The 24,025-nt window shown below is 34.3% G+C and carries 21 protein-coding genes and 3 tRNA genes; 18 read left to right on the top strand and 6 right to left on the bottom strand.

The genetic code is table 11. The features are described 5' to 3' along the window. Positions 1-23: 23 nt before the first annotated feature. Positions 24-1,235, bottom strand: coding sequence for an MFS transporter (locus tag DRF58_RS01015; RefSeq protein WP_379883728.1), 1,212 nt, complete (start codon positions 1,233-1,235; stop codon positions 24-26). A gap of 117 nt (positions 1,236-1,352) precedes the next feature. Continuing rightward, complete coding sequence (locus DRF58_RS01010; protein ID WP_116032001.1) at positions 1,353-2,879, bottom strand: trypsin-like peptidase domain-containing protein; 1,527 nt, start codon at positions 2,877-2,879, stop codon at positions 1,353-1,355. A gap of 246 nt (positions 2,880-3,125) precedes the next feature. On the opposite strand from DRF58_RS01010, the gene DRF58_RS01005 reads away from it, so the two are divergent. Together DRF58_RS01005 and mtaB are read left to right on the top strand one after the other, a co-directional pair. Continuing rightward, entirely contained in the window at positions 3,126-3,605 is a 480-nt protein-coding gene (locus DRF58_RS01005; protein WP_116031817.1) for a hypothetical protein, read from the top strand. Positions 3,606-3,726: 121 nt separating this feature from the next. Then, positions 3,727-5,085 carry a tRNA (N(6)-L-threonylcarbamoyladenosine(37)-C(2))-methylthiotransferase MtaB gene (gene mtaB, locus DRF58_RS01000; RefSeq protein WP_116031814.1) on the top strand — a complete coding sequence of 453 codons (1,359 nt, stop codon included), beginning with the start codon at positions 3,727-3,729 and terminating at the stop codon, positions 5,083-5,085. 73 nt (positions 5,086-5,158) lie between these two features. Here mtaB and DRF58_RS00995 read toward each other — a convergent pair whose 3' ends face one another. Continuing rightward, positions 5,159-5,896: a hypothetical protein gene (locus DRF58_RS00995; RefSeq protein ID WP_116031813.1), complete on the bottom strand. Its 738-nt coding sequence runs from the start codon at positions 5,894-5,896 to the stop codon at positions 5,159-5,161. 56 nt (positions 5,897-5,952) lie between these two features. Between DRF58_RS00995 and DRF58_RS00990 the strand changes: the two genes are divergently transcribed. Beyond that, complete coding sequence (locus tag DRF58_RS00990) at positions 5,953-6,384, top strand: RNA-binding S4 domain-containing protein (protein WP_116031810.1); 432 nt, start codon at positions 5,953-5,955, stop codon at positions 6,382-6,384. Here the strand turns inward: DRF58_RS00990 and DRF58_RS00985 are convergent. Then, positions 6,381-6,896, bottom strand: a complete 516-nt coding sequence (locus DRF58_RS00985) for a shikimate kinase (RefSeq protein WP_116031807.1) — start codon at positions 6,894-6,896, stop codon at positions 6,381-6,383. The two genes, DRF58_RS00990 and DRF58_RS00985, sit on opposite strands and share 4 nt — an antisense overlap. A 109-nt stretch (positions 6,897-7,005) precedes the next feature. On the opposite strand from DRF58_RS00985, the gene DRF58_RS00980 reads away from it, so the two are divergent. From DRF58_RS00980 to DRF58_RS00970, 3 genes are all read left to right on the top strand, one after another. Next, positions 7,006-7,078 (top strand) — tRNA-Lys (locus DRF58_RS00980). 34 nt (positions 7,079-7,112) lie between these two features. Further along, a tRNA-Leu gene (locus DRF58_RS00975) sits at positions 7,113-7,195 on the top strand. Between the two features lie 56 nt (positions 7,196-7,251). After that, positions 7,252-7,324 (top strand) — tRNA-Lys (locus tag DRF58_RS00970). Positions 7,325-7,423: 99 nt separating this feature from the next. Here the strand turns inward: DRF58_RS00970 and panC are convergent. Beyond that, a complete protein-coding gene (panC, locus tag DRF58_RS00965; protein WP_116031805.1) occupies positions 7,424-8,269 on the bottom strand; it encodes a pantoate--beta-alanine ligase in 846 nt (281 codons plus the stop codon). 306 nt (positions 8,270-8,575) lie between these two features. On the opposite strand from panC, the gene DRF58_RS00960 reads away from it, so the two are divergent. From DRF58_RS00960 to DRF58_RS00905, 12 genes are all read left to right on the top strand, one after another. Then, positions 8,576-9,346 carry a glycogen/starch synthase gene (locus DRF58_RS00960; protein ID WP_116031803.1) on the top strand — a complete coding sequence of 257 codons (771 nt, stop codon included), beginning with the start codon at positions 8,576-8,578 and terminating at the stop codon, positions 9,344-9,346. Positions 9,347-9,382: 36 nt separating this feature from the next. Further along, positions 9,383-10,993, top strand: coding sequence for a DUF4270 family protein (locus DRF58_RS00955; protein ID WP_245955336.1), 1,611 nt, complete (start codon positions 9,383-9,385; stop codon positions 10,991-10,993). Positions 10,994-11,008: 15 nt separating this feature from the next. Continuing rightward, the gene (glmS, locus tag DRF58_RS00950) at positions 11,009-12,862 is read left to right on the top strand and encodes a glutamine--fructose-6-phosphate transaminase (isomerizing) (RefSeq protein ID WP_116031799.1); all 1,854 of its coding nucleotides are present in this window, start codon (positions 11,009-11,011) and stop codon (positions 12,860-12,862) included. A gap of 106 nt (positions 12,863-12,968) precedes the next feature. Then, positions 12,969-14,399 carry a T9SS ring complex lipoprotein PorK/GldK gene (porK, locus tag DRF58_RS00945; protein WP_116031796.1) on the top strand — a complete coding sequence of 477 codons (1,431 nt, stop codon included), beginning with the start codon at positions 12,969-12,971 and terminating at the stop codon, positions 14,397-14,399. A 33-nt stretch (positions 14,400-14,432) separates the two neighbouring features. After that, the gene (gene porL, locus DRF58_RS00940) at positions 14,433-15,110 is read left to right on the top strand and encodes a type IX secretion system motor protein PorL/GldL (RefSeq protein WP_116031795.1); all 678 of its coding nucleotides are present in this window, start codon (positions 14,433-14,435) and stop codon (positions 15,108-15,110) included. A gap of 44 nt (positions 15,111-15,154) precedes the next feature. Next, positions 15,155-16,723, top strand: a complete 1,569-nt coding sequence (gene porM, locus DRF58_RS00935) for a type IX secretion system motor protein PorM/GldM (protein WP_116031792.1) — start codon at positions 15,155-15,157, stop codon at positions 16,721-16,723. A gap of 50 nt (positions 16,724-16,773) precedes the next feature. After that, complete coding sequence (gene porN / locus DRF58_RS00930; RefSeq protein WP_116031790.1) at positions 16,774-17,991, top strand: type IX secretion system ring subunit PorN/GldN; 1,218 nt, start codon at positions 16,774-16,776, stop codon at positions 17,989-17,991. A gap of 58 nt (positions 17,992-18,049) precedes the next feature. Continuing rightward, positions 18,050-19,081: an NAD(P)/FAD-dependent oxidoreductase gene (locus tag DRF58_RS00925; RefSeq protein ID WP_116031788.1), complete on the top strand. Its 1,032-nt coding sequence runs from the start codon at positions 18,050-18,052 to the stop codon at positions 19,079-19,081. 82 nt (positions 19,082-19,163) lie between these two features. Beyond that, a complete protein-coding gene (locus tag DRF58_RS00920; RefSeq protein ID WP_116031786.1) occupies positions 19,164-19,877 on the top strand; it encodes a phosphoadenylyl-sulfate reductase in 714 nt (237 codons plus the stop codon). Between the two features lie 150 nt (positions 19,878-20,027). After that, positions 20,028-20,936: a sulfate adenylyltransferase subunit CysD gene (gene cysD, locus DRF58_RS00915; protein ID WP_116031784.1), complete on the top strand. Its 909-nt coding sequence runs from the start codon at positions 20,028-20,030 to the stop codon at positions 20,934-20,936. A 143-nt stretch (positions 20,937-21,079) separates the two neighbouring features. Further along, positions 21,080-22,318, top strand: a complete 1,239-nt coding sequence (locus DRF58_RS00910; RefSeq protein ID WP_116031781.1) for a sulfate adenylyltransferase subunit 1 — start codon at positions 21,080-21,082, stop codon at positions 22,316-22,318. A gap of 58 nt (positions 22,319-22,376) precedes the next feature. Next, complete coding sequence (locus tag DRF58_RS00905) at positions 22,377-23,669, top strand: TSUP family transporter (RefSeq protein WP_116031779.1); 1,293 nt, start codon at positions 22,377-22,379, stop codon at positions 23,667-23,669. Here DRF58_RS00905 and DRF58_RS00900 read toward each other — a convergent pair. Further along, a complete protein-coding gene (locus DRF58_RS00900) occupies positions 23,666-24,025 on the bottom strand; it encodes a VOC family protein (protein WP_116031777.1) in 360 nt (119 codons plus the stop codon). The genes DRF58_RS00905 and DRF58_RS00900 overlap by 4 nt on opposite strands.

Here is a 24,025-nt window from a genome sequence, read left to right as displayed (position 1 = left end):
CTTTTCAGTAATTGAGAAGGCTTTTATTTTATCATTTTTTTAACGACAACAAAAAGCAAAAATGAGGTGATTGTGAGGACAGCAAAAGAACCAAGCCACAAACTATCGAATCCAAATCGACTCACAACATAAGTTCCCAGAAACGGAGTGATAATGAATGAAAAGGAAAACGCAATGCCGTTAACTCCCATATAGGCTCCTTTGTTTCCGTTTTCTGAACGAAGTGCTGTAACTGTTGACATAAATGGAAGTGCCCAAATCTCCGCAATACACAAAACCGTCATCGATAGAACCAACCAAGTGATGTTACTGCCAAATATCAACATCAAATAGGATAATCCCGCCAATACTGCTCCTAAAAATAAAATCTGAGGAATCTTCAAAGTTCTTTCTGCAATGCTTACCAAAGGCATTTCCAATAATACAATGATAAATCCGCTGTAACCTAAAATAAACCCAATCGTACTTTGACTCAACTTAGCAACATCTTTATAAAACAAAGGAATTGTGTTGAAAAACTGAAAAAAGCAGATTGCAAAAATGGTACATAAAAAGCTGAAAACTAGAAAAGGATAATCTTTGTATGGCGATTTTCCTGTTTTCTTTACAACTTCAAAAGTTTCTAATTTCTTTTTCTCGCGGAAGATTTTGTTTCTTTTTCTGAAAAAGATGACATAAATGATTCCGGCAATCAAAGCACCTGTGAAATTGAAAACGAATAGAAAATTATAAGAGATCCCTGATAAAACGCCACCCAAAGCAGGACCAATAGAGAATCCAAGATTGACAGCCATTCGGTTGAGAGAAAAAGCTTTGGTCAGATTTTCCGGTCTTGCATATTTTGTAATCGCTACAGAATTCGCTGGTCGGAAAGTATCACTTATTGTACTTTGAAGAAAAATCAAAACAGCCATCATCTCCACACTCGGGAAAAATGGTATTATTAGAAATATCGGCGCACTGAGAAACAAACTCCAACTTTGAATATAATATTCCCCAAATTTATCTGTCAAATAGCCACCTAACCAAGAACCGAGAACCGAACCAATTCCGTAAAAACTTAAAACAATTCCTGCATTTTCTAAAGAAAACTTCAAATGGTCTGTCATATAAACGCCCAAAAACGGCAAAACCATCGAACCAGAACGATTGATGAGCATCACAATAGACAACATCCAAGCTTCTCTTGAAAGTCCTTTGAAAGTGTTGATATAGGAATTGAAAAGTTTCACGATTGATTTTAAGCGTTGCAAATTTACCCAAAAAAGAAAGCCATCCGTAAAGAATGGCTTTCAAAATTTATAATTTTAGAATTAGTCTAAAATCTAGAGTCTAATATCTAACATTTAATTTTATTGCAATTTAAAACCTCTTGTCGTGATTCTTCCGTAAGCATCTACATATTTTACTTGTACATTTCCTTTGAAATTATTCAGGATTTTTTCAACATCTTTCTGAGAGTTAACAGGTTTTCCATTGATTTCCATTACGATGTAATTATCAACCACACCAATTTTGTCCATTTCGCCGCCTTCAGTCACATTTTTGGCCAAAACACCACTTTCCAATCCGTAGTCAGTTTTCACTCTTTCGCTAAGAGGTTCAAACTCAGAACCGATTTTTTCCGTCACAGTTAGATCATCTTTGCTTCTGGATGATGTTCCGCCTTTTTGGTCTTTCAAAGTAACAGTTACGGTGTTTGGTTTTCCGTTTCTAGTATAAGTTACAGAGACTTTATCGCCAGGTCTTCTGCTTCCGATAGCGAAAGATAGGTCTGCAAAACTGCTGATATCTGTATTATCGATTTTGGTTACAATATCACCGGGTCTAATTCCGGCATCTTCAGCACCACTTTTTGATGTTGTTTCTGTTACATAAACACCGTCGCCAACTTTTAGATTAGCCTTATTTTTCTGATTGTAAGCAGCAACCTGCATATCATTAGATAAATCTAAACTTCCAATTCCAAGGAAACCTCTTTGTACCAAACCAAATTTCTTGATATCCTCAACGATTTTTCTTGCTAAGTTGGATGGAACTGCAAATCCGTAACCTTCATAATATCCGGTTTTAGACTGAATAGCAGTATTGATTCCGATTAAATCTCCGTTTACATTTACCAAAGCACCACCACTGTTTCCAGGGTTGATGGCCGCATCTGTTTGGATAAAACTTTCAATTGGTGTTCTGGATTGCTGGCTAAGGATATCAATACTTCTTCCTTTTGCAGAAACGATTCCCGCAGTTACAGTAGAGTTAAGTCCAAGCGGATTTCCTACAGCCAAAACCCATTGTCCAACTTCTACCATATCAGAGTTAGCAAAGTTGAGGTAAGGCAAACCTTTTTCTTCGATTTTAAGAAGAGAGATGTCTGTGTTTGGGTCAGTTCCAATTAGAGTTGCGATGTAAGATTTTTTGTTGCTCAATACAACTTCTAATTTATTAGCACCAGCCACCACGTGATTGTTGGAAATGATATAACCATCTGGCGAAATAATAACTCCGGAACCTAATCCGGAAGGCATATTTTTAGGTGTCTGCTGTTGTTGTCTTTGTTGACCACCGCCAAAAGGACTGTTGCCAGGTCCGAAGAAAAAATCGAACATATCGTTGTCAGGCATTCTTTGAGAAGATGCACGATCTTGATAATTTTTAATTGTTACAACTGCAGGAACTGTAGTTTTTGAAGCTTTTACAAAATCGTCTCCCATTGCAGAATTCATTCCTACAAAAGATGACTTTTTAGAAGCTGTTGTAAAGTATGAGAAATCTTCTCCATTATTTTCGTTGCTGAAATATTGACTAGCTCCGAAAACCGTTGCACCAGAGATAACTCCAGTCAATGCAAAAGGCATTAGTTTTTTTAATGTATTCTTCATTTTGATATTCATTTCTTTATTCTGAGATTTTTGTTACACAAATTTAATGCTAAATTAGTATGAACTAAAAACTTAGTGTTACACTTTTAACGAAGTTTAACCATTTTTAAAAAAACATTAATAGATGTGATTTTTCATTAATGATTTTATTTGATTGATTATTAATTCTTTATGGATTGATTCTAATCTTTGCTAATTCATCTTGGCAAAGTAATTGTAAGATTGATATTATAAAAAAATAAAATTATGGAAACGGAAAACATTGTCGATAGACTTACAAAATACGAATTCGAAAACAGTAATGTTTATACAGGATTCAAATCGATAGGCGAAGCAAAACAATTTGCAACAGACAGAAACGGAAAACTGATTGAAGTTGGCTTTCTGGATGGAAATGATAACCCGGTTGAAGATAATTCTGCTAATCTTATTAATGAAAATAAATATTTCAAAGCCGATGCCGGAATAGATTATAGAATCATACATTCCGCTGATGAAGGGTTTCAAGAAATTGCAGATAAACTGAAAGAAAGACAAACAGAAATTACAGATAAAAGCCCAGATGAAAAATATTTCTCCGATGCAGATTGGCAAATTAAAGAAGATGCTGTAATTGTTTTATACAAAGGAGAAGTGGAAAGTGTAACTTCCAGAGAACGTTCAAAATATCTGAAACATACCAAAGTTTATGAATTGGCAGTTGAGGTTCCAAAATCAAAAGATTAATTGTCGCAATAAATAATAGAATCCGGTTTTTACAGCCGGATTATTTTGGTGGAGTAATTGTAAATTCAGAAAAAGTATTCATTTGGAAGGTTTTAATTTTTATTAATAACTTTGCAAACTTATGTCAGACGTCAATTCACAACCGAAAACCGTTGCTTTTCATACACTTGGTTGCAAACTCAACTTTGCAGAAACTTCTACTATTGCACGAACTTTAACAGATGCAGGTTATAAGAAAGTTAATTTTGATGAACCTGCAAAAGTTTATATTATCAATACTTGTTCTGTGACAGAAAACGCAGATAAAGAATGTAAACTTCACGTCAAGCGTGCAGTGAAGGCAAATCCAGAAGGTTTGGTCGCCATCATTGGCTGTTATGCACAGTTGAAACCAGAAGAAATTTCCGGAATCGAAGGTGTTGATTTGGTTTTAGGAGCAAAGGAAAAATTTAATATTTTGAGTTATCTGGATGATTTGGAAAAATCAGAAAGTTATGCTCAGATTCATTCTTGCGAAATTGATGAAGCAGATTTTTTTGTTGGTTCCTATTCAATAGGCGATAGAACAAGAGCTTTTTTGAAAGTTCAGGACGGTTGTGATTACAAATGTACTTATTGCACGATTCCTTTAGCAAGAGGAATTTCTCGTTCTGATACCATCGATAATGTGGTTGCGAATGCCAAAGAAATTGCTGGAAGAGATATTAAAGAAATCGTTTTGACTGGTGTTAATATCGGTGATTACGGAAAAGGCGAGTTTGGTAATAAAAAACACGAGCACACTTTTCTGGATTTAATTTCTGAATTAGATAAAGTCGAAGGTATTGAAAGAATTAGAATTTCTTCCATCGAACCTAATCTTCTAAAAGATGAAAGCATTGAATTGGTTTCTAAAAGTAGAAGTTTTGTTCCGCATTTTCATATTCCGCTTCAATCTGGAAGTGACGAATTGTTGAAAAAAATGAAACGTCGTTACTTAACCAAATTATATTACAATCGAGTTAATAAAATCCGAGAAGTAATGCCAGACGCAGCAATTGGTGTAGATGTGATTGTTGGATTTCCTGGAGAGACAGAAGAATTGTTTATGGAAACTTATAACTTCCTGAATGATTTGCCAATCAGTTATCTTCACGTTTTTACTTATTCTGAAAGAGAAAATACAGAAGCTGCAGAAATGCAGGGTGCAGTTCCAATCTCCGAAAGAAAGAAAAGAAACAAAATGTTGAGAATCCTTTCCGAGAAAAAGAAAATGGAATTTTACAGAACTCAGTTAGGAAAAAAACTTCCTGTTCTTTGGGAGCATGAAAACAAAAACGGAATGATGTATGGTTTTACAGAAAACTATGTAAGAGTTTCAAAACCATTCGATGAAAAATCTGTTAATCAAATAGAAGATATTATCTTAGATAAAATCTTGGAAGAAGGATGTGTTTCTATAAAAGAGAATCAGTTTGAGGATTTTCTTGCTAAAATTTAAAAAGTGAAATAGCTTTAAATAAAAAACCGCAAATCTGATTTGCGGTTTTTTATATTTATAGAAAATATTTAAATTAATTTTCAGTAGACAATCTTTCTCTAGTATTATAAATCTGGAAGTTGAATACAAAACTTCTATTATTGTAACTAGTTCCATAAAAGTTATTGTCTCTAGCAAACGCAGCTCTGGAAGGTACAATGATGATGCCTTGCATATTGTAATTAGCTGAGTCGTCAAGGTCAAAAGATTTGAAATATTTTAAACCTTCCTGGAATCCTTCTATCTCATAAAAACTTCTTCCAATAGTTGTGCTATTGGCTGTATTGTATGCATCAATCACAGATTGTTTTACATAGTAATAGGCAGGGTCTCTTATCACATTTCCTGATGCTACAGAGCTAGCAAATGTAGATTCGCTACCAAATACTATTTTGTCATCTACTTTTGCGGATACGTAGCTTTTTACAACCTGAAATAAGCTAACTACATCTTTGGTTCCAATCTGTTTTCCTGGATTAGGTTGTAAAGAATCTTCTCTTTTGATATAAATAACACCAGAAGGTAAGGTTACATAATCATAATCAATCAGCTTTTTTTCATTATCATCAGTATCGGTTGTACTGTCAAACGCTGTAATTACACCTTTGCTATTGATGTAGTTTTTAGTCATGAAATCTTTCGCGGCCTCATCGTCGTAGGTTTTTTGTTCATCTACAGTCAAGACTACAGTTGTATCTACTTCGTCATCATCTTTTTTACAACTCTGTAATGCAACGACAGAAAGAGCAATTCCTAAAAGTATTTTCTTCATTTTTTTATTTAATCTTAAATTGCGATTAATTTAACGTGACAAAAGTATAAAAAATTATGAGAATAGATAAATTTTTGTGGAGTGTAAGATTTTATAAAACAAGAACCATTGCTACAGAAGAGATCAAAAAAAATAGAGTTAGCATTGGAGAGAATGTTGTAAAATCTTCAAAAGAAGTAAAAGCAGGAGATGTTATAAAAATCAGAAAGAATCAAATAGATTACAAAATAAAAGTTATAGATATCCCAAAAAGTAGAGTAGGAGCCAAGCTTGTGGCCATGTATGTAATTGATATGACTGAAAAGGATCAATACGAAATCCTAAACATGAGAAAAGCATCTCAGGATTATTACAGACAAAAAGGCATCGGGAGACCCACCAAAAAAGATAGGCGAGATATGGATGGCTATGTGGATGATGGCTCTTCCGATGATATGGATAATGAAGATTGGGATACTTTTTTCAAAGAAGAGAAGGAAGAAGACTAAATTTTTAAGGCTTTTATAATCTCGTCGGAGATATTGTTGGGTTCTTTAGAATCTGTATCCACTGTATAATGAGCTTTGAAATAAAAAGTATTCCTTTCAAAAAGATGTTTTGCGATAAACTCAGGAACATCAGAGTCTTCTAACTTCGAAATCAACGGTCTGGTGTGTTTTTGCAAGAGTACACGTTCTGTAAGTGTTTTTACAGAGCCTCTCAAAAACACACTTTTTGATTTTTCATTGATAATATCCATATTGTTGTAATAAACAGGGGTTCCTCCTCCAAGACTCAAAATTATATCCTCTTTTGAATTTAAAATTTCTTCTAAAATCCTTTTTTCCTCCTTTCTAAAGAAGATTTCTCCTTTATTTTGAAAGATTTCTGCAACTGTTTGCTGATGTTCTTCAGAAATTTTCTGATCGAGGTCAATTAATTTAAAATTTATTTTTTGGCTCAAGTTTTTGGAAATGTGAGATTTACCACTACCCATGTAGCCTAATAGAGAAATAATCATATTTTTATTTTAAACAAAGTTCGAAAAAAATTTTGAGATTTAAAAAATAGCCCTATCTTTGCACCACTCTAAACGGAACAACATACGTTGCTAAGTTTAAGAAGTGGCCGACCTGGTAGCTCAGCTGGTAGAGCAATACACTTTTAATGTATGGGTCCTGGGTTCGAATCCCAGCCAGGTCACTAGCAAAAAGTCCGTAAGGATACGGTTTTTTTTGCCTGCGTGGTGAAATTGGTAGACACGCCATCTTGAGGGGGTGGTTTCCTAAGGATGTGCTGGTTCGAGTCCAGTCGCAGGCACTGCAAAGAAAAATATTATTTTAATTAAATAATCTAGGTTATTAATTAAAGTGGCCGACCTGGTAGCTCAGCTGGTAGAGCAATACACTTTTAATGTATGGGTCCTGGGTTCGAATCCCAGCCAGGTCACAATTTACGCAAGTAAATTTTTTTCATATTAATATTTTGTGATTTGGTGTAGAAGCTTCTTGTAAAAGAAGCTTCTTTTTTTTGTCCAAATCTTTCGGCTTAATCGAGGTGAAGATTGTCAATCAATCTTACGTTTCCAATGTTCACAACGATGAAAGCGCGGTAGTTTTTGTCGTTGGAAATAGAATTTACTTCTTTCAAGGTTTCCTCGTCTGCAATCATAAAGTATTCTAAATCCATTTCTCCTTGGTTGAAGATGTTTTCAACTTTTTCTTTAATATCAGAAATATTTAAGGTTTTTGTCCAGTCATTAACTTGTTTCAAAGTCTTATATATAAGAGAGGAAGTTTCTTTTTCAATTTCAGAAAGACGCATGTTGCGAGAGCTCATTGCTAGTCCGTTCTCTTCTCTATGGATTTTAACACCATGGATGTTGATTTTTAAATTTAAAACTTCAACCAGCTTTTCGATTATCTTCAGCTGCTGGAAATCTTTTTCTCCAAAATAGGCATTGTCTGGCTGTACTTGTACAAATAATTCTTCTACAACTGTTCCAACACCATCAAAATGACCTGGTCTTGCAGCACCTTCCATTTCGTTTTCAATTCCTCCAAAGTTGTAATGTTTTCTTTCCATTCTATTAGGGTAGATGTCTTCAACTCTTGGGATATATACGGCATTTACAAGATTCGAATTTTCTAGTTTTTTTATATCAACATCAATGGTTCTAGGGTACTTTTCTAGATCTTCAGGATTGTTGAATTGTGTTGGGTTGACAAAGATTGAAGAAATAACTATATCATTTTTTTGTCTGGCTTCTTTGTAAAGTGAAATGTGTCCAGCGTGTAAGGCTCCCATTGTTGGGGCGAATCCAATTGTTTTGTTTTTCTCTTTTTGTGTTTTTATGTATTCGGAAAAAGTTTTTTTGTCGTAGAATATTTCCATTGTTTTATTGTTTTAATAGGTCAAAGGTAATTGTTTTTGGAAGTTCTGAGATAAGGTTGGGGTATTAAAATTAGATCAAACCTTAGCAAAATAACCTTGTCTTAATATTTGAAATTAATTTTATAAAATCGAATCAACAATTTAATTATGATTATTTTCTGAAATTAACATTTTTTAATCTGTTAACTAGTTGATAGGTAGAGTATTTTAAATAAGAGTATTAATATTAATGAAAATAAATGTTTTGATTTAATTTTTTGTAATTTTGCAAAATGAAGATTTTATACTTCATCTAAAGTAAATTTTATGCCTAATCAAAAGATTTTATACGTTACTACAGAGATGTTCCCTTATCAAGAAGATACTAATATGGGAAGTATGGTACACAAAATGGCTCTTAAGATGCACGGGAGTGGTAACGACGTGAGGGTTTTTATGCCTAGATTCGGACAAATAAGCGAGAGGAAATTCCAACTTCACGAGGTAATCAGACTTTCCGGGATGAACATTATCATTAATGACCTAGATCAGCCTTTGATTATCAAAGTTGCTTCTTTGCCAGGAGAGCGTCTGCAAGTTTATTTTATTGATAACGAAGAATATTTCAAAAGAAAGCAGTTTTATTTTGATGACGAAGGGAAACCTTTTGAAGATAACAACGAGAGAGCTATTTTCTTTGCCAGAGGTGTTATCGAGACTATAAAAAAACTTAACTGGGTTCCTGATGTGATTCATTTGAATGGGTGGATGGCGTCTTTGATTCCTATTTATTTGAAGACTTATTACAAAGATGATACTTATTTCAATGATACCAAGATTGTTCTTTCTGTTTATAACGAAGATGATATAGAATTAAACAATAATACAAAAGAAGTCTTGGCTTTTGATAATATTTCTGATTTACAATCGTTAGATAATCCTAGCTTTTTGAGTTTTGTAAATGATAGCATGAACTATGTAGATGTGATTGTAAAAGGAAATGAATTCCTAGAAGAGAAACTTGAAGAAGCTTATGGAAAAGCAGAAGTTGAAAAATTGGATTACTTGAATGCTGATTCTATAGCAACAGTTTATTAATACTATTTTTTTATAATGATAAAAATAAAAACTTTTATGAAAGTGATCCCATTTTTCGTAATGGGAATTGTTGTTTTAAACTCTTGTGAAGGAGATTTGGATAATTTGGGATCACAGTTGGTAGATGCCAATGGAGCAGATGGTTACGATGAAGCATATAGTCTTATAGCATATAATATTGATAATGACGATGTTATTCGCGCAGATGCTTCGAAATTGGATAGTGTTAGAATTGGTGCTTTTACTGAAGATGTATTTGGTATGCAAAAAGCATCTTACATTACTCAAGTTAGATTGAATACATACGATCCCGATTTTGGAACTAATCCAGTTATTGATTCTGTTGTTTTGACATTGAAGCCAAGATATGAAACAGCTTCAGATTCTATTACCACTACAACTAATGAAGATTATATCTATCCAGATGGGGCGGTTGCTGCAAAAAAAGTAGTAACGACTTATCCTGTAAGTAAGTATGGGAAGTATAAATTAGGAGGAGAAAAAACTAAGTTTACTATTAAAGTAAATGAAGTGAGTGATTTCCTGGGAAGTACATCAGACTCACTTACTTCTAAAAAAGCAGTTGCTTTGGGTGCGGAATTAGGCTCGAAAGTTTTTGACGGGACTGTTAATTCTGTAGTTGTAACAAAGGATAGTGATGCTACTGAGTTGCTAAATAAAGCTGTTTCTTTTAGAATGAAGTTGGATAGTTTATTCTTCCAAAATAAAATTATTGCTAAAAAAGGAGATCAGGTTCTAAAAGACGCTGCATCTTTTATTAGATATTTCAAAGGTCTAAGTATTTCTGTTTCTGAGAATGACGGTTATTTATTTTCAATGGCTCCCAATGATGCCGCAATTACCATTTATTATAAAAACGATGTGACTGCAACAGATGGAACTGTTACCCGTACTAAGGCAGAAACAGAATTGAATTTAGGTTCGTCCAATGTTCACTTAAGTAGTATAACATACAATAGAACAAATCAATCTTATATTACCGCTAGAAATAATGCCATCAAGATTGCTGATTTTAATAAAATAGAATCAGGAAAAAACTTAGTTGTTTCAACTAATAATTATGCTAAAGAATTGTATTTGCAAGGAATGGGTGGATCTAGTGCTGGGATTAGAATTCCTGCAGCAACAATTATAGCGTTGAAGAACAAGTATAAAAATGAAAAAATAGGGATTGTTTCTGCCAAGATACGACTTTACAATGACGCTGCTACTTGGAATAATAAGTATAAGAAACCTTCCAATATGTTGGTGAAAAATAGAGTTTTGAAAGGCTTTCTTCCAGATATGACCAGCTTGTCTAGTGCGGGATATTCTTTATTGAAAACTGCTAATCTGTCAACAGAAGATGCTTACTATGATATTGGAATCACGGCTTCTCTTAAAACAATAATCGAAGATGATACTTACAATCCTAACACTACTGATAGGGATTATATTATCAATCTTGGAAGTTATTTAACCGATACAACTACTGGAGTTTTGCTAGGACAATATTATAATACTAGAGCTTATAACCCTTATCGTGTAGTACTAAAAGGTACTGTTGATGCTCAAAATGTAGGTAAGCAAATTGACGCAAAATCTAGCAAAGAAGCTCAACTAAGATTAATTTATACAAAAAAATAAAAAACTTTTAATAATATGTGTGGAATCGTAGGATATACAGGTTTTCGTGATGCTTATGATATTGTTATCAATGGATTACGTCGTTTAGAATACCGCGGTTACGATAGTGCTGGCGTTGTTCTAGAAACCGAAAATGGTGAATTAGAAGTTAAAAAAACTAAAGGAAAAGTAGATGATCTTGTAGCTATCTCAAAAGTATTAAAGGGTACTTCCAAACTAGGGATGGGACATACGAGATGGGCTACACATGGTGTTCCAAGTGATAACAATTCTCATCCACATCTATCCAATAATGGGAAAATAGCATTGGTTCACAATGGTATCATAGAAAATTATGATACTATAAAAACAATGCTTATCAATAAAGATTTTGAATTCAAATCAGAGACAGATACAGAGGTATTGGTAAATCTTATTCAGTATTTTATGGATAAAGAACCAACCTTGGCATTTCCAGAAGCAGTTCGTTATGCTTTGAATGAGGTTTATGGAGCTTATGCAGTTTCTGTTATGCATGATGATTTTCCAGGACAATTAGTAGTTGCTAGATTAGGGTCTCCGCTTGCAATTGGTATTGGTGATAATGAGTATTTTGTCGCATCTGATGCTTCTCCATTTGTAGAATTTACAAAAGAAGCCGCGTATCTTGAAGAAGGGCATATGGCTACTATTTCTCTCGATTCTGGTATTGACATTAGAACAATTAAAGAAAACGCTAAAATAGAACCAGCAATACAAGAATTAAGACTTAATCTTGAGCAGATAGAAAAAGGAGGTTATGAACATTTTATGCTAAAAGAAATATTCGAACAACCAAAATCTATTTTAGACACAATGAGAGGTCGATTACTTGTAAATGAAGGTATTATAAAAATGGCTGGTATTTGGGATCATTTGGAAAGATTAACCAATGCAGAAAGAATAATAATTATTGCTTGTGGTACTTCATGGCATGCAGGATTGATTGGAGAATATCTAATTGAAGAATTTGCTAGAGTACCAGTAGAGGTAGAATATGCGTCAGAATTTAGATACAGGAATCCAATTGTTAATTCTAAAGATCTTGTAATCGCAATTTCTCAGTCTGGAGAAACTGCGGATACAATGGCTGCTATCAAATTAGCTAAAGAAAAAGGTGCTTTTGTATTTGGAATTTGTAACGTTGTAGATTCTTCGATTGCAAGATATACAGATGCTGGAGCATATACACATGCAGGTCCAGAAATTGGTGTTGCTTCTACAAAGGCATTTACAGCTCAACTTACAATTTTATCTCTTATCGCTATCAAATTAGGAAATCATAATGGTAATTTGGGTAAAGCCGACTTTATGAGGTTAATTACAGAATTAGAAGCTATTCCTAAAAAAGTAGAAGATGTTTTGAATTCTGTTGATAATACAGTAAAAGAAATTGCGAAGAACTTTGTAGATGCGACTAACTTTTTATACTTGGGAAGAGGTTATAACTATCCTGCAGCATTAGAAGGAGCGCTTAAGTTAAAAGAGATTTCATATATCCATGCAGAAGGCTACCCTGCAGCTGAGATGAAGCATGGTCCAATTGCTTTGATTGATGAGAAAATGCCAATCGTTATCATTGCACCAAAGATTGGACATTATGATAAGATTGTAAGTAATGTTCAAGAGATCAAGGCTAGAAAAGGAATTGTAATTGCTGTTATTAATAAAGGTGATGTTCAAGTTGCTGCAATGGCAGACTACATAATAGAGATTCCTGAGACTTCAGAATGCTTCTCTCCAATTTTGGCTTCAATACCTTTACAACTCCTTTCATACTATATTGCAGTTGAAAGAGGAGCTAATGTAGATCAGCCTAGAAACCTTGCAAAATCAGTAACTGTAGAATAATTTCATAGTTTATGAAATATTCTCTAACAAATTACGTTTTGAATAAAAATTGATAATTATTCATAAAAAAAATTATATATTTACCGCTTAATTTCTTTAAAATAGGATGAAAAGGATATTACTAATATTATTGTCAACATCGGTTATTGTTTCTTGTTCCAAAGGGAGCAAGGGAAGTGCCGGTAAACCCGGCCTTAAGGGTGAGCTTGTTCCAAGAGGATCATCTAAATCATTTATTGCAGACAGACCATATGGAATGGTTTCAATTCCTGGTGGGTCGTTTGTAATGGGTATGGCAGATCAGGATTTTTCAGCAACACCAGAAAAAGCAATGCCAAAAACAGTTACAGTATCTTCCTTTTTTATGGATGAAACAGAAATTACGAATGCTGAGTATAGAGTGTTTATTAATGCTGTTAGAGATTCAATAGCAAGAGGTTTATTGGCAGAAGCTGCTGGCGAAGGTGGTGGAGAAGAAGGCGGTAACGGTGGTTCTATTGGAGATTTTGCATACGCAAGTAAAAAAACAGGAGAAGAAGCTACACCTTACCAATCGTATTTGGAATCACAAGGAGGCAGAGATGGAGATGGCGGTTATGACGAATCAAAAAAACTAGATTGGAAAGTGCCACTTCAATATAATACATCTGCTTATCCCGACGAAAAATATGCAGAAGTTTTGGAGTCTATGTATTTACCTAAAGAAAAAAGAATCAATAACGAAAGAATTATAGATTGGTCAAAAATCAAATATAATTATCAATGGGAAGATGTTATGTCTGCTGTAAAAGATAAAGACAGAAGCGCAAATTATCTTAAAAAAGAAAGTATTGCAATCTATCCTGATACTACAGTTTGGGTAAAAGATTTTAACTATGCTTATAACGAACCATTGTTTGATCAGTATTTTTGGCATAATGCTTACAAAGAGTATCCTGTTGTAGGTGTTACTTGGGATCAAGCAAGAGCTTTTTGTGATTTCAGAACCAAAATAAAAACAGATTACAACAATAGTCTTAAAAAGAAAAAGCAAAAAGCCATGAGATTCCGCCTTCCTACAGAAGCTGAATGGGAATATGCTGCAAAAGGAGGTATTGAAAATGCTACTTATCCTTGGGGAGGTCCTTACTTGCAAGATGATAGAGGTTGTTACCTTGCAAACTTCAAACCTAAAAGAGGTAGTTATATAGAAGACGAAAAGAAAGGAAACTATACTTATACTGCTCCTGTTAGAAAGTTCCCTAAAAATGGATATGGATTATTCGATATGGCGGGTAATGTTTCTGAATGGACAGAGTCTCCTTACAGTAATTCTACATACGAGTTTTCTTCTACACTAAATCCTTATCTATCTAACCAAGCTTACAGAGAGGTTAAAAAAACTGTAAGAGGTGGTTCTTGGAAAGATGTAGGTTATCTATTGATGACCGGTTACAGAGATTGGGAAAGGAAAGACTCAGCTAGAAGTTATATTGGATTCAGAACGATTCAGGATATTCCTTCTGGAGCTGGGAAATTTAAAAGAACAACTAAATAATTAACTAACTATTACTAACTAAAATTTTTGAAAATGTTTAAAACAAAAGAATCAATAACGAATTTTGTTTATTCGTTCGGTGCTGCGATTGTAATCTTGGGAGCTCTATTCAAAATGACACACTGGAGCTTAGGTCCAATTACAGGTAACGTTGCTCTTGCTGCTGGTTTGATTACTGAAGCATTAATTTTCTTATTCTTTGCATTCGATCCACCAAAATCTGAAGAAAGCTATGCTTGGGAAAATGTGTATCCAGAATTATTAGACGAGACTGCAGAAAGACAACCTAGAAAAGTTGTAAACAAAGTAGAAAATAAAGAATTAGAAGTGTCTTTATCTAGCAAACTTGATCAAATGTTAGCAGATGCTAAACTAGATGTAAGTTTATTCGAAAGATTAAGAGGAGGAATTGATAAGTTCTCTTCTTCTGTAGATCAAATCAACCAAACTGTTGATGTTTCTGCTTCTACTCACAAATATAATGAGCAATTGAACCTTGCTGCTTCACACCTTGAAAGTATGAATGCCCTTTATGCACTTCAATTAGAGCACGGTCAAAAACAATCAGAATTCAGCAAAAAATATGTAGAAGATATTCAAAAATCTGCTGCACAATCTGAAAAATTCAACGAAGAATTACAAGGTTTAACATCTAATCTAAACAACCTTAACAGAGTTTATGGTGGTATGCTTAGCGCAATGAAGTCTTAATCACTATCATTTTAATTATTGTTTAACATTTAAATTATTTTAAAATGGCAGGAGGTAAACAGACACCACGTCAGAAGATGATTAACCTGATGTATTTGGTTTTCATTGCAATGCTTGCAATGCAAATCGATCAGGAAATCATCAGATCATATAAAGATACAAATCAGTCATTGACTGATACAAGACTTACAGTTCAAGATAAGAATGATAAAATCTTCAAAAAGACTTTAGAAGCGAAAGCTGTTGCATCACCAGAAACTTATGGTCCATTATTAGACCAATATAAAGGATTGGAAGGAAAAACTAACGAATTGGTTAATTTTATCGAAGACCTTAAAACTAAAATGAGTAAAGAAGCAGAGTATAACTCTACTTTGCCTGTTGAAGAAAGTTTTACAGCTCTTAATAATACAGAACCAGCTACAAGTAATTTCTTCAAAGATGGGGATGAAAAAAATCCTTCTAAAACAGCAACTGATCTTCAAGCTAAAATTAATGGATTGAGGGATTTTATTGTAAGTACTTTTGGAACTAATGCTCAACTAAAAGATGTTGCAGATAGAGCTAAAAAAACTCTTCTTTCAGATTTTCCTAAAGGAGATAAAAGAGCGAACAAAGGTTGGGTTCAGTACAAATTTTATAATCAGCCATTAGTAGCGGCTCTTTCTAATTTAGAAGTTATTCAGTCAGAAGCTAGAAATTTACAATCTGATGCAATTACATCTATGCTTCAAGAGAAAGTAGATGCAGATATCAAGTTTGACGCTTATGAAGCTTTAGTTTCTGGACCAAGTTCAGTTATGAAAGGAGAACCGGCTCAAATCAAAGTGGCAATTGGAACTTTTGCTAGTTCTGTTCCTGGTTTAGCTATTTCTGGAGCTCAAGTTGTAAATGGTCAAGGAGTTATTACTCCTAATACAGGAGCTACTGGTGAACAAAAATTCCAAGGTACTATTACATTTAATGATAAGAATGGTAAACCACATTCATTGCCTTATGCCCATACTTTAAATGTTGTTTCTGGTTCAGAAGCGCTTAAAGAACAAAGTGGTGCAATTTTAGCAGCTGATAAAATGAACGTTCTTTATAGAGGACTTTCGAACCCAGTTTCAGGATCAATATTAGGTGCTGATCTTAGTGCTACTACGTTATCAGGAGCAGGAGCTTCTGTAAGTGGGAGCAGTGGTAAGTGGAATGTTACACCTGGCGCAGGTAATGAGGTGACTCTTACAATTGCTGGAAAGTCACCTAGTGGAAAGACAATTTCTCAACCATTCAAATTTAGAGTTAAAAATATTCCTCCACCAAGAGGTGAAATTAGAGGTAAAGGTTACGATGTAATGCCTGCGAATATGATTTCGAAACAAACGTTGACTGCAACGCTTAAAGATTTTGATTTCCCAGTTTCATTTAATGTCGTAAGCTTTAAAGTTAAAGTACCTGGTAAAGCTGTAATGTCTGTAAACGGAAATTCTTTGGCACCAGTTGAATCTTTAACTAAAGGGTTAAGACCTGGTGACAACGTCGCAATCTTTGATGTTCAAGCAACAGCTCAAGGACTAAGCGGTGTAGTACTTCCTAATATCAGCGGTGTAGTTATTAGTGTACTATAAATTTTAAAACAAGTTTTTTATCTGATTGATTTTTTATTTCAATACTTATTATGAAAAAGATTATATATAGTTTAATTTGTCTTTCCTCTACAATAGCTTTTGGACAAAATAGCATTCTGAATGCTAATTCTCCTCAGACATTCAGAGAAGATCGTGAGATTAAGAAAGATAGTATTACACCTCTTAAATATGGTTTTATCGAAGATAAAGACATATTGAGAAGCATGGTTGTATGGGAAATTATTGATATGAATGATAAAATCAATCAGCCTTTCTATCACAATGCTGATGGTCTAGTTTCTCAAAATAAATCCCTTTATCAGGTTTTATTAGACGCGGTTAATTCAGGTAAAATTAAAGAAGTTTATTCTGGTGATGATTTTACAAGTAGATTAACTCCAGAAGGTATCGCAGCCGCAACGTCTGTTCCTATGGTTGATGATTATTTCACAGAAATAATGAACGCTAATAAAATTGAAGATGCAGAAGCTCAAAGACTTTTGAAATATTTTACTTCTCTGAAAGGTGCTGGCAACAAACAAGTTGATGGAATGTTTATGAAATATTCTACAAGACTTGCGGATGTTTTGGAATATACAGGAACTGCTCAACCAGAAGCTACAGAAGAAACTGTCACTACTGGAAAAGGCAAAAAGAAAAAAACTGTTAAAAAGACCACTAAAGCACCAACTATTGAACCTGGAACAATGCTTGTTAACTTAGATGGATCTTGGTACAAAATCAAAAAAAGTGATGTTGAAGCCAACGTTGGTTTTTCTGAAACTAGTACCGAGAAAGTTAAAGCACTTAAGTTGATGGGAATGTGGTATATCGATAAAAGAGATACTCAATTAAGATATAGACTTCTTGGAATTGCAGCAATGGGGGAAGATCCTAACTCTGCTATTTTGAAAGCGGAAAGAGCTAGACAAATGCAGGAATCTGGAGCTCCAGTAGATCCTTCCATCCTTAATGAAGCTAGTGATTTAATCGATCTTTTCTGGATTTATTATCCGGATGCAAGACAGGTTTTGTCTAGTAACTACATTTTCAATGCTAAGAACTCTACATCTGATATTACTTTTGATGATGTTCTTAATGCAAGAAGATTTTCAGCAATTATCTATAAAACGGATAACGGAATGGGAAGAGGCGGAAGTGGAATCATTGACGAGTATATCCCGAACGATGCAGACGGACAGCTGGAAGAAAGTGATAGAATCAAAGCTCAGATTCTTCAAATGGAAAATGATATGTGGAATTACTAATATTTCTCATAGTCCAAATAAAAAAACCTAAGTATCTTTACTTAGGTTTTTTATTTTTATGGAACAAGTAGATTTTATCATCGTCGGAGCAGGTTATGCAGGACTTTTTTTTGCACATCAATTAATCAAGGAAAATAAGTCCTTTAAGATTTTCTATGACGGCAATATTTCTGCTTCTCAGATTTCTGCTGGTGTTTGTAATCCGGTTATTCTGAAAAGGTTTACCACGTTTTGGAAGTCCCAAGAACAAATCGATTATCTTGATATTATTTTTAGTGAGATTGAACAATATCAATCGAAAAAATATTTGATTGATGAAAACGTCATTCGAATTTTTCATAACGATTCTGAGAAAGTTCAATGGAAGAGAAATTCTGAAAAAGAAAACTTACAATCTTTTCTTAATAATGATTTTATCAAACTTGATAGCGTAGAAAATCCTTTCGAAGCTGGAAAAGTAAATCATTCTGCAAGATTAAATGTAACTGAATTTTTTCAAGATATGCTTAATTATTTAGAAGAGAACAATTATTTAATCAGAGAAAAATTTGACTATGATTTGATTAATACTGAGAATAATTCCTACAAATATCTTTCATTTAAAAACCTCGTTTTCTGTGAAGGTGTTGCGAGCAATCATAATCCTTATTTTAAAGAAATTCCAATTAAACCAAATAAAGGACATTGCTTAAAGCTAAAACTTAAAGAGAAACCTGAATCTTACATTATCAAGAAGAAACATTTCTTGTTCAATCTTCAAAATGATGAATATTATTACGGCGGAACTTACGACCGTTTTGATAATTCAGATGATATCAACAAAGCATCTTTTGAGGAACTAGAAAATGGACTTCGCGAATTATACAAAAACGATTTTGAAATAAAAGATATTAACTTCGCTTTTCGTGCGACAGTTACAGACAGAAGACCAATTTTAGGAAGACAGCAAGACCATCAGAATTTTTATATTTTTAATGGATTGGGAGCAAGAGGTGTTTACAACGGAAGTTATTTTTCCAAAGTTTTGTTTGATTACTTAGAAAACGATATTGAACTCGATTCTGAAATTGATGTGAAAAGATTTTACTAATTTAATTAACAAAATTTAAATTATACTAATTTGGTCAGATTTCAATGAATTGTTAAATTTGCATTTCGGATAATATCTAATAATGATGAACGAACTAAAAGAAACTTACCAAAAACTAATTGATGAAAACATTGAATCAAAATCGATAGAAGAAGTTCTGGAGATTCTGACGAATACTTTTCCCGACGAAGTTTGCTTTTCCACAAGCTTTAGTTTCGAAGATCAAGTGATTACGGATTATGTAAAAAATTCCGAAATCAAAGTTTTCACGTTGGACACAGGTCGTTTATTCGAAGATACTTACAACACTTGGAATTTAACTAAATCCAAATACAAACTTCCAATCAAAGCTTATTATCCAAATCCCGAAGAATTAGAACCTTTCATTCAGGACAATGGACCTGATTCTTTTTACAGGTCTGTGGAAAATAGGAAAACTTGTTGCGATATCAGAAAAGTGCATCCGTTAAAAAGAGCTTTGAAAGGCAACAAAATTTGGATTACAGGACTCAGAGCCGAACATTCCGTCGCGAGAGAAAATCTTTCTCAATTCGAATGGGACGAGTCCAACCAAATCATCAAATACCATCCAATCCTCTTCTGGACAACGGAACAAGTTAGAGATTATATCAAAAAAAATAATATTCCTTATAATATTTTGCACGACAAAGGTTTCGTTAGCATCGGCTGTGCACCTTGTACACGTGCGATTCAGCCGGGCGAAGATTTTCGTGCAGGTCGCTGGTGGTGGGAAGATGCCTGCAAAAAAGAATGTGGACTCCACGTTCATAAATAACAAATCAAATAGTTAGAAAAATAAATATAATCCAATTGTTAAATATTTTCGAATAGATAATCTTGCTGAGTGAAACGCCTTTGCGAACCTTAAAATATTTTCAATTAGATAAAAAAAACTTTGCGCACTTTGCGTTTAAAAAATAAAAAAATGTCAAAATATCATTTGGATTACCTGGAACAGCTAGAATCCGAAGCCATTCATATTTTCAGGGAAGTTGCGGGTCAGTTTGAGCGACCGGCTTTGCTTTTCAGTGGTGGAAAAGACAGTATTACGTTGGTACATCTTGCGCTGAAAGCTTTTCGTCCTGGGAAATTTCCGTTTCCGCTAGTTCATATCGATACAGGTCATAATTTTCCTGAAGTTTTGGAATTTCGCGACCAATTAGCAGAACAAATCGGAGAAAAACTGATTGTAAGAAAAGTTGAAGATACCATCAAAGAAAAAGGCCTGACCGAACCAAAAGGAAAATTGCCCAGTAGAAATGCATTGCAGACTTTCACATTATTGGACACGGTCGAAGAATTCGAATTCGATTGCTGTATTGGTGGCGGAAGACGAGATGAGGAAAAAGCCAGAGCTAAAGAAAGAATTTTCTCTGTTCGTGATGATTTTGGACAATGGGACCCGAAACTTCAGCGTCCCGAACTTTGGAATACGTACAACGGGAAAATCCATAAAGGAGAACAGGTAAGAGCATTTCCAATTAGTAACTGGACAGAGTTGGATGTTTGGAATTATATCTTGAAAGAAAACATTCAATTACCTTCAATCTATTTTTCTCACGAGAGAGAAGTTCTGAATCTCGATAATCAATTCATCGCAATGAATGAGTTTGTAAATCTGGAAGAAGGCGACATTGTAACCACAGAAAAAGTACGCTACAGAACGGTTGGCGATATGACTTGCACCGCAGCAGTTTTGTCTGAGGCTGGTAATCTAGAGCAAGTGATTGCAGAAATTATTACCACAAAAACCAGTGAACGAGGCGAAACCAGAATAGACGACAGAACTTCGGAAGCTGCAATGGAAGACAGAAAGAAAGCCGGATATTTTTAGGAGCCGAGAACCTGCTGTCCGCTATATCTTTTGCTTTTTCATATATGAAAAAAAAGCAAAAGGATGCCGCTACCATCAGGGCTATTGAGCAATTCTATGGTTAGATGATAACCATTCAACATTAACAATTAACCATTACAATAATGGACATATTAAGATTCATCACTGCAGGAAGTGTAGATGACGGAAAAAGTACACTGATAGGCAGATTATTATACGATAGCAAAAACATTCTGATAGACCAATTGGAAGCTGTTGAACGCGCCAGCAAATTCAAAAATGACGGAACTATCGATTTGGCTTTGTTGACAGACGGTTTAAGAGCCGAACGTGAACAAGGAATTACAATTGATGTGGCTTACAAATATTTCTCAACACCAAAACGTAAATTCATCATTGCAGATGCGCCGGGTCACGTTCAATATACCCGAAATATGATTACCGGAGCCAGTAACGCTGCTTTAATCATTATTCTGATTGATGCCAGAAACGGAATCATAGAACAGACCAAAAGACATTCTATCATTGCATCTTTGCTTAACATTCCGAATGTTGTGGTTGCGATTAACAAACTGGACTTAGTTGGGTATTCGGAAGAGATTTTCAATAATATCAAAGAAGAATATTCCAAAATGGCAGAACAGCTGTCTTTGAATAATGTCGTTTATATTCCAATCTCAGCTTTGAACGGAGACAATATCGTTGACCAATCCGAAAACCTGAATTGGTACGAAGGGAAAACTTTACTCGATTATTTGGAAACTGTTGAGCTGGAAAATACAATCAATCTGGATAAAGCGAGATTTCCTGTTCAATACGTGATTCGTCCTCAGACAGAAGAACTTCACGATTATCGTGGATATGCAGGAAAAATCACCAGCGGAATTTATAAAGTTGGAGATTCGGTGACGATTTTACCTTCCGGAACGGAAAGTAAGATTTCTGCAATAGAAGTCGCTCAAAAACAAGTTGAAGAAGCATTTGCGCCTCAAAGTGTGGTTTTGCATTTGGAAAATGATGTAGATATCAGCCGTGGCGATTTGATTGTAAAATCTGATGACCTTCCAAAAATTGAACAGGAATTAGAAGTTTTGGTTTGTTGGATGGGTGACAAACCTTTGAAATCCGGTTCAAAATATCTGATTCAAAATAACACAACTCAAGTCAAAGGAATCGTAAAAGACATCGAATATAAGCTTGATGTCAATACTTTGGAAAAACAAGAAGTTGAGCAAGTCTCACTCAACGAAATTGTAAAACTAAAACTCAAAACAGCAAAACCTCTGGCTTACGATTCTTACAAAGATTTGGCTTCCAATGGCGGAATTATATTTATCGATGAGACGAGTTTTGTAACAGTTGGTGCAGGATTGATTCAGTAATTGTAACATTGTCAGAATGAGCCTGTCCAAGCTTTTTTAATAAAAAATAAATCCAATTTTGACATCAAAAATTTCACTTCCGGTTTTCATCAACGCATCGACTAACAAAATCTTGATTGTCGGCGGTGGAAAATTAGCTTCGGAACAGTTGAATGATATTATGCAGAATATTCCGGATGCTAATATCAGTGTTCTCGCAAAGAGACTTTCTGATGATATCAAAAACCTATTGCTGGAAAATACATCGGTTAAAATTATCAATGAAGATTTTGATGATTCTTATTTGGAGATTGCGGATTTGTTCATTGTGGCGACAGAAGATTCTGCTCAGGACCAGCTGATAATTAATAAAATTAAAGAAAGAAAGAACTTATATTTTGCTCCAAGTCCTCCTTCTGATAATGATTTTTTCTTTCGGGGAAATAATGATAATCAGGACAGAAAAAATCTTTTCTTTATTAATGGTGAAAAAAAATGGCGAAGAATTGCAAGTATTTTTTTCTTTGCTTTTGTAATTTTATTAATAGGAAATATTCTATCATTTTACATTGGATTCAACGATTTAGAAGTCGCCTATCAATATCTGAATCATAATACGGACGAACGGTTTTTCTGGTTATTCTTGGTTGGATTTTTAGCTCAATTGATTGATGGTGCTTTGGGAATGGGTTACGGCGTGACTTGTACAGCTGCGCTTTTATATATTGGGATTCCGTTGCCTGCAATCAGTAGTAGTATCCACACGGCGGAGATGTTTTCGAGTGGCGCTTCGGGTTTCAGTCATTACAAATTCGGGAATATTAATAAAAAATTATTCAAGAATATATTAATTCCAGGTGTGATTGGAGCCGTTGTTGGAGCATTGTTGCTATCATATTTTGGAGAAAAATATGCAGGAATTATCAAACCGATTTTGGCAACTTATACATTTATTCTTGGAATAAGAATTCTTTTCAATGCATTCAAGAAAAATAAAAAACGTAAAAAAACGAAAAGAGTAGGCTGGTTAGCCGGAGCAGGTGGTTTCTTAGATTCTTTCGGCGGTGGCGGTTGGGGACCTTTGGTAACTTCAACCTTAATTTCTAAAGGAAAAACACCGCGCTATATCATCGGAACAGTCAGTTTAACCGAGTTTTTCGTGACATTCGCCAGCGCATTGACATTCTTTTCAGTAATCGGAATCAGTCATTGGCAATTAATAGCAGCCTTGATTTTAGGAGGTGTTCTTGCAGCGCCGATTGCAGCGAAATTAGCCGGTAAATTACCTTTGAAAGCAATGTTTATCGGAGTTGGACTGATGGTAATTATTTGGAGTTTGAATGTTCTTTTGAAGACATTTCATTTAATCTAAATTTCCTGTCCAAACTGCAAAATAAAACCATTGTTATCATAAATGGCGAACTCGCGCATTCTCCATTCAAAAGTTTCCAATTCGTAGCAAATTTTAACGTCTGATTTTAAACTTTCCCAAATTTCATCAACATTCTGAACATTGATGTAAAAACTTCCTGTAAAATTAGGTTTGATGAAAACTGTATGTTGGTTGGGTTTTGCAAACATTAGTTCAACATTATCTCGAGAAACGGAAGCCCAACCCCAATCTTCATTCTTTTCTCCAAGTTCAAAACCGAGAATTTCTGTATAGAATGCTATCGTTTCTTCAAATTGGTCGGTCCAAAGAATCGGTCTTAAAGAATTGAATTTCAT

The organism is Epilithonimonas hispanica, from assembly GCF_003385395.1.
Classification (GTDB): Bacteria; Bacteroidota; Bacteroidia; order Flavobacteriales; family Weeksellaceae; genus Epilithonimonas; species Epilithonimonas hispanica.
Note: the sequence above shows the minus strand (reverse complement) of the source record. Positions and strands in the feature narration are given on the sequence as shown.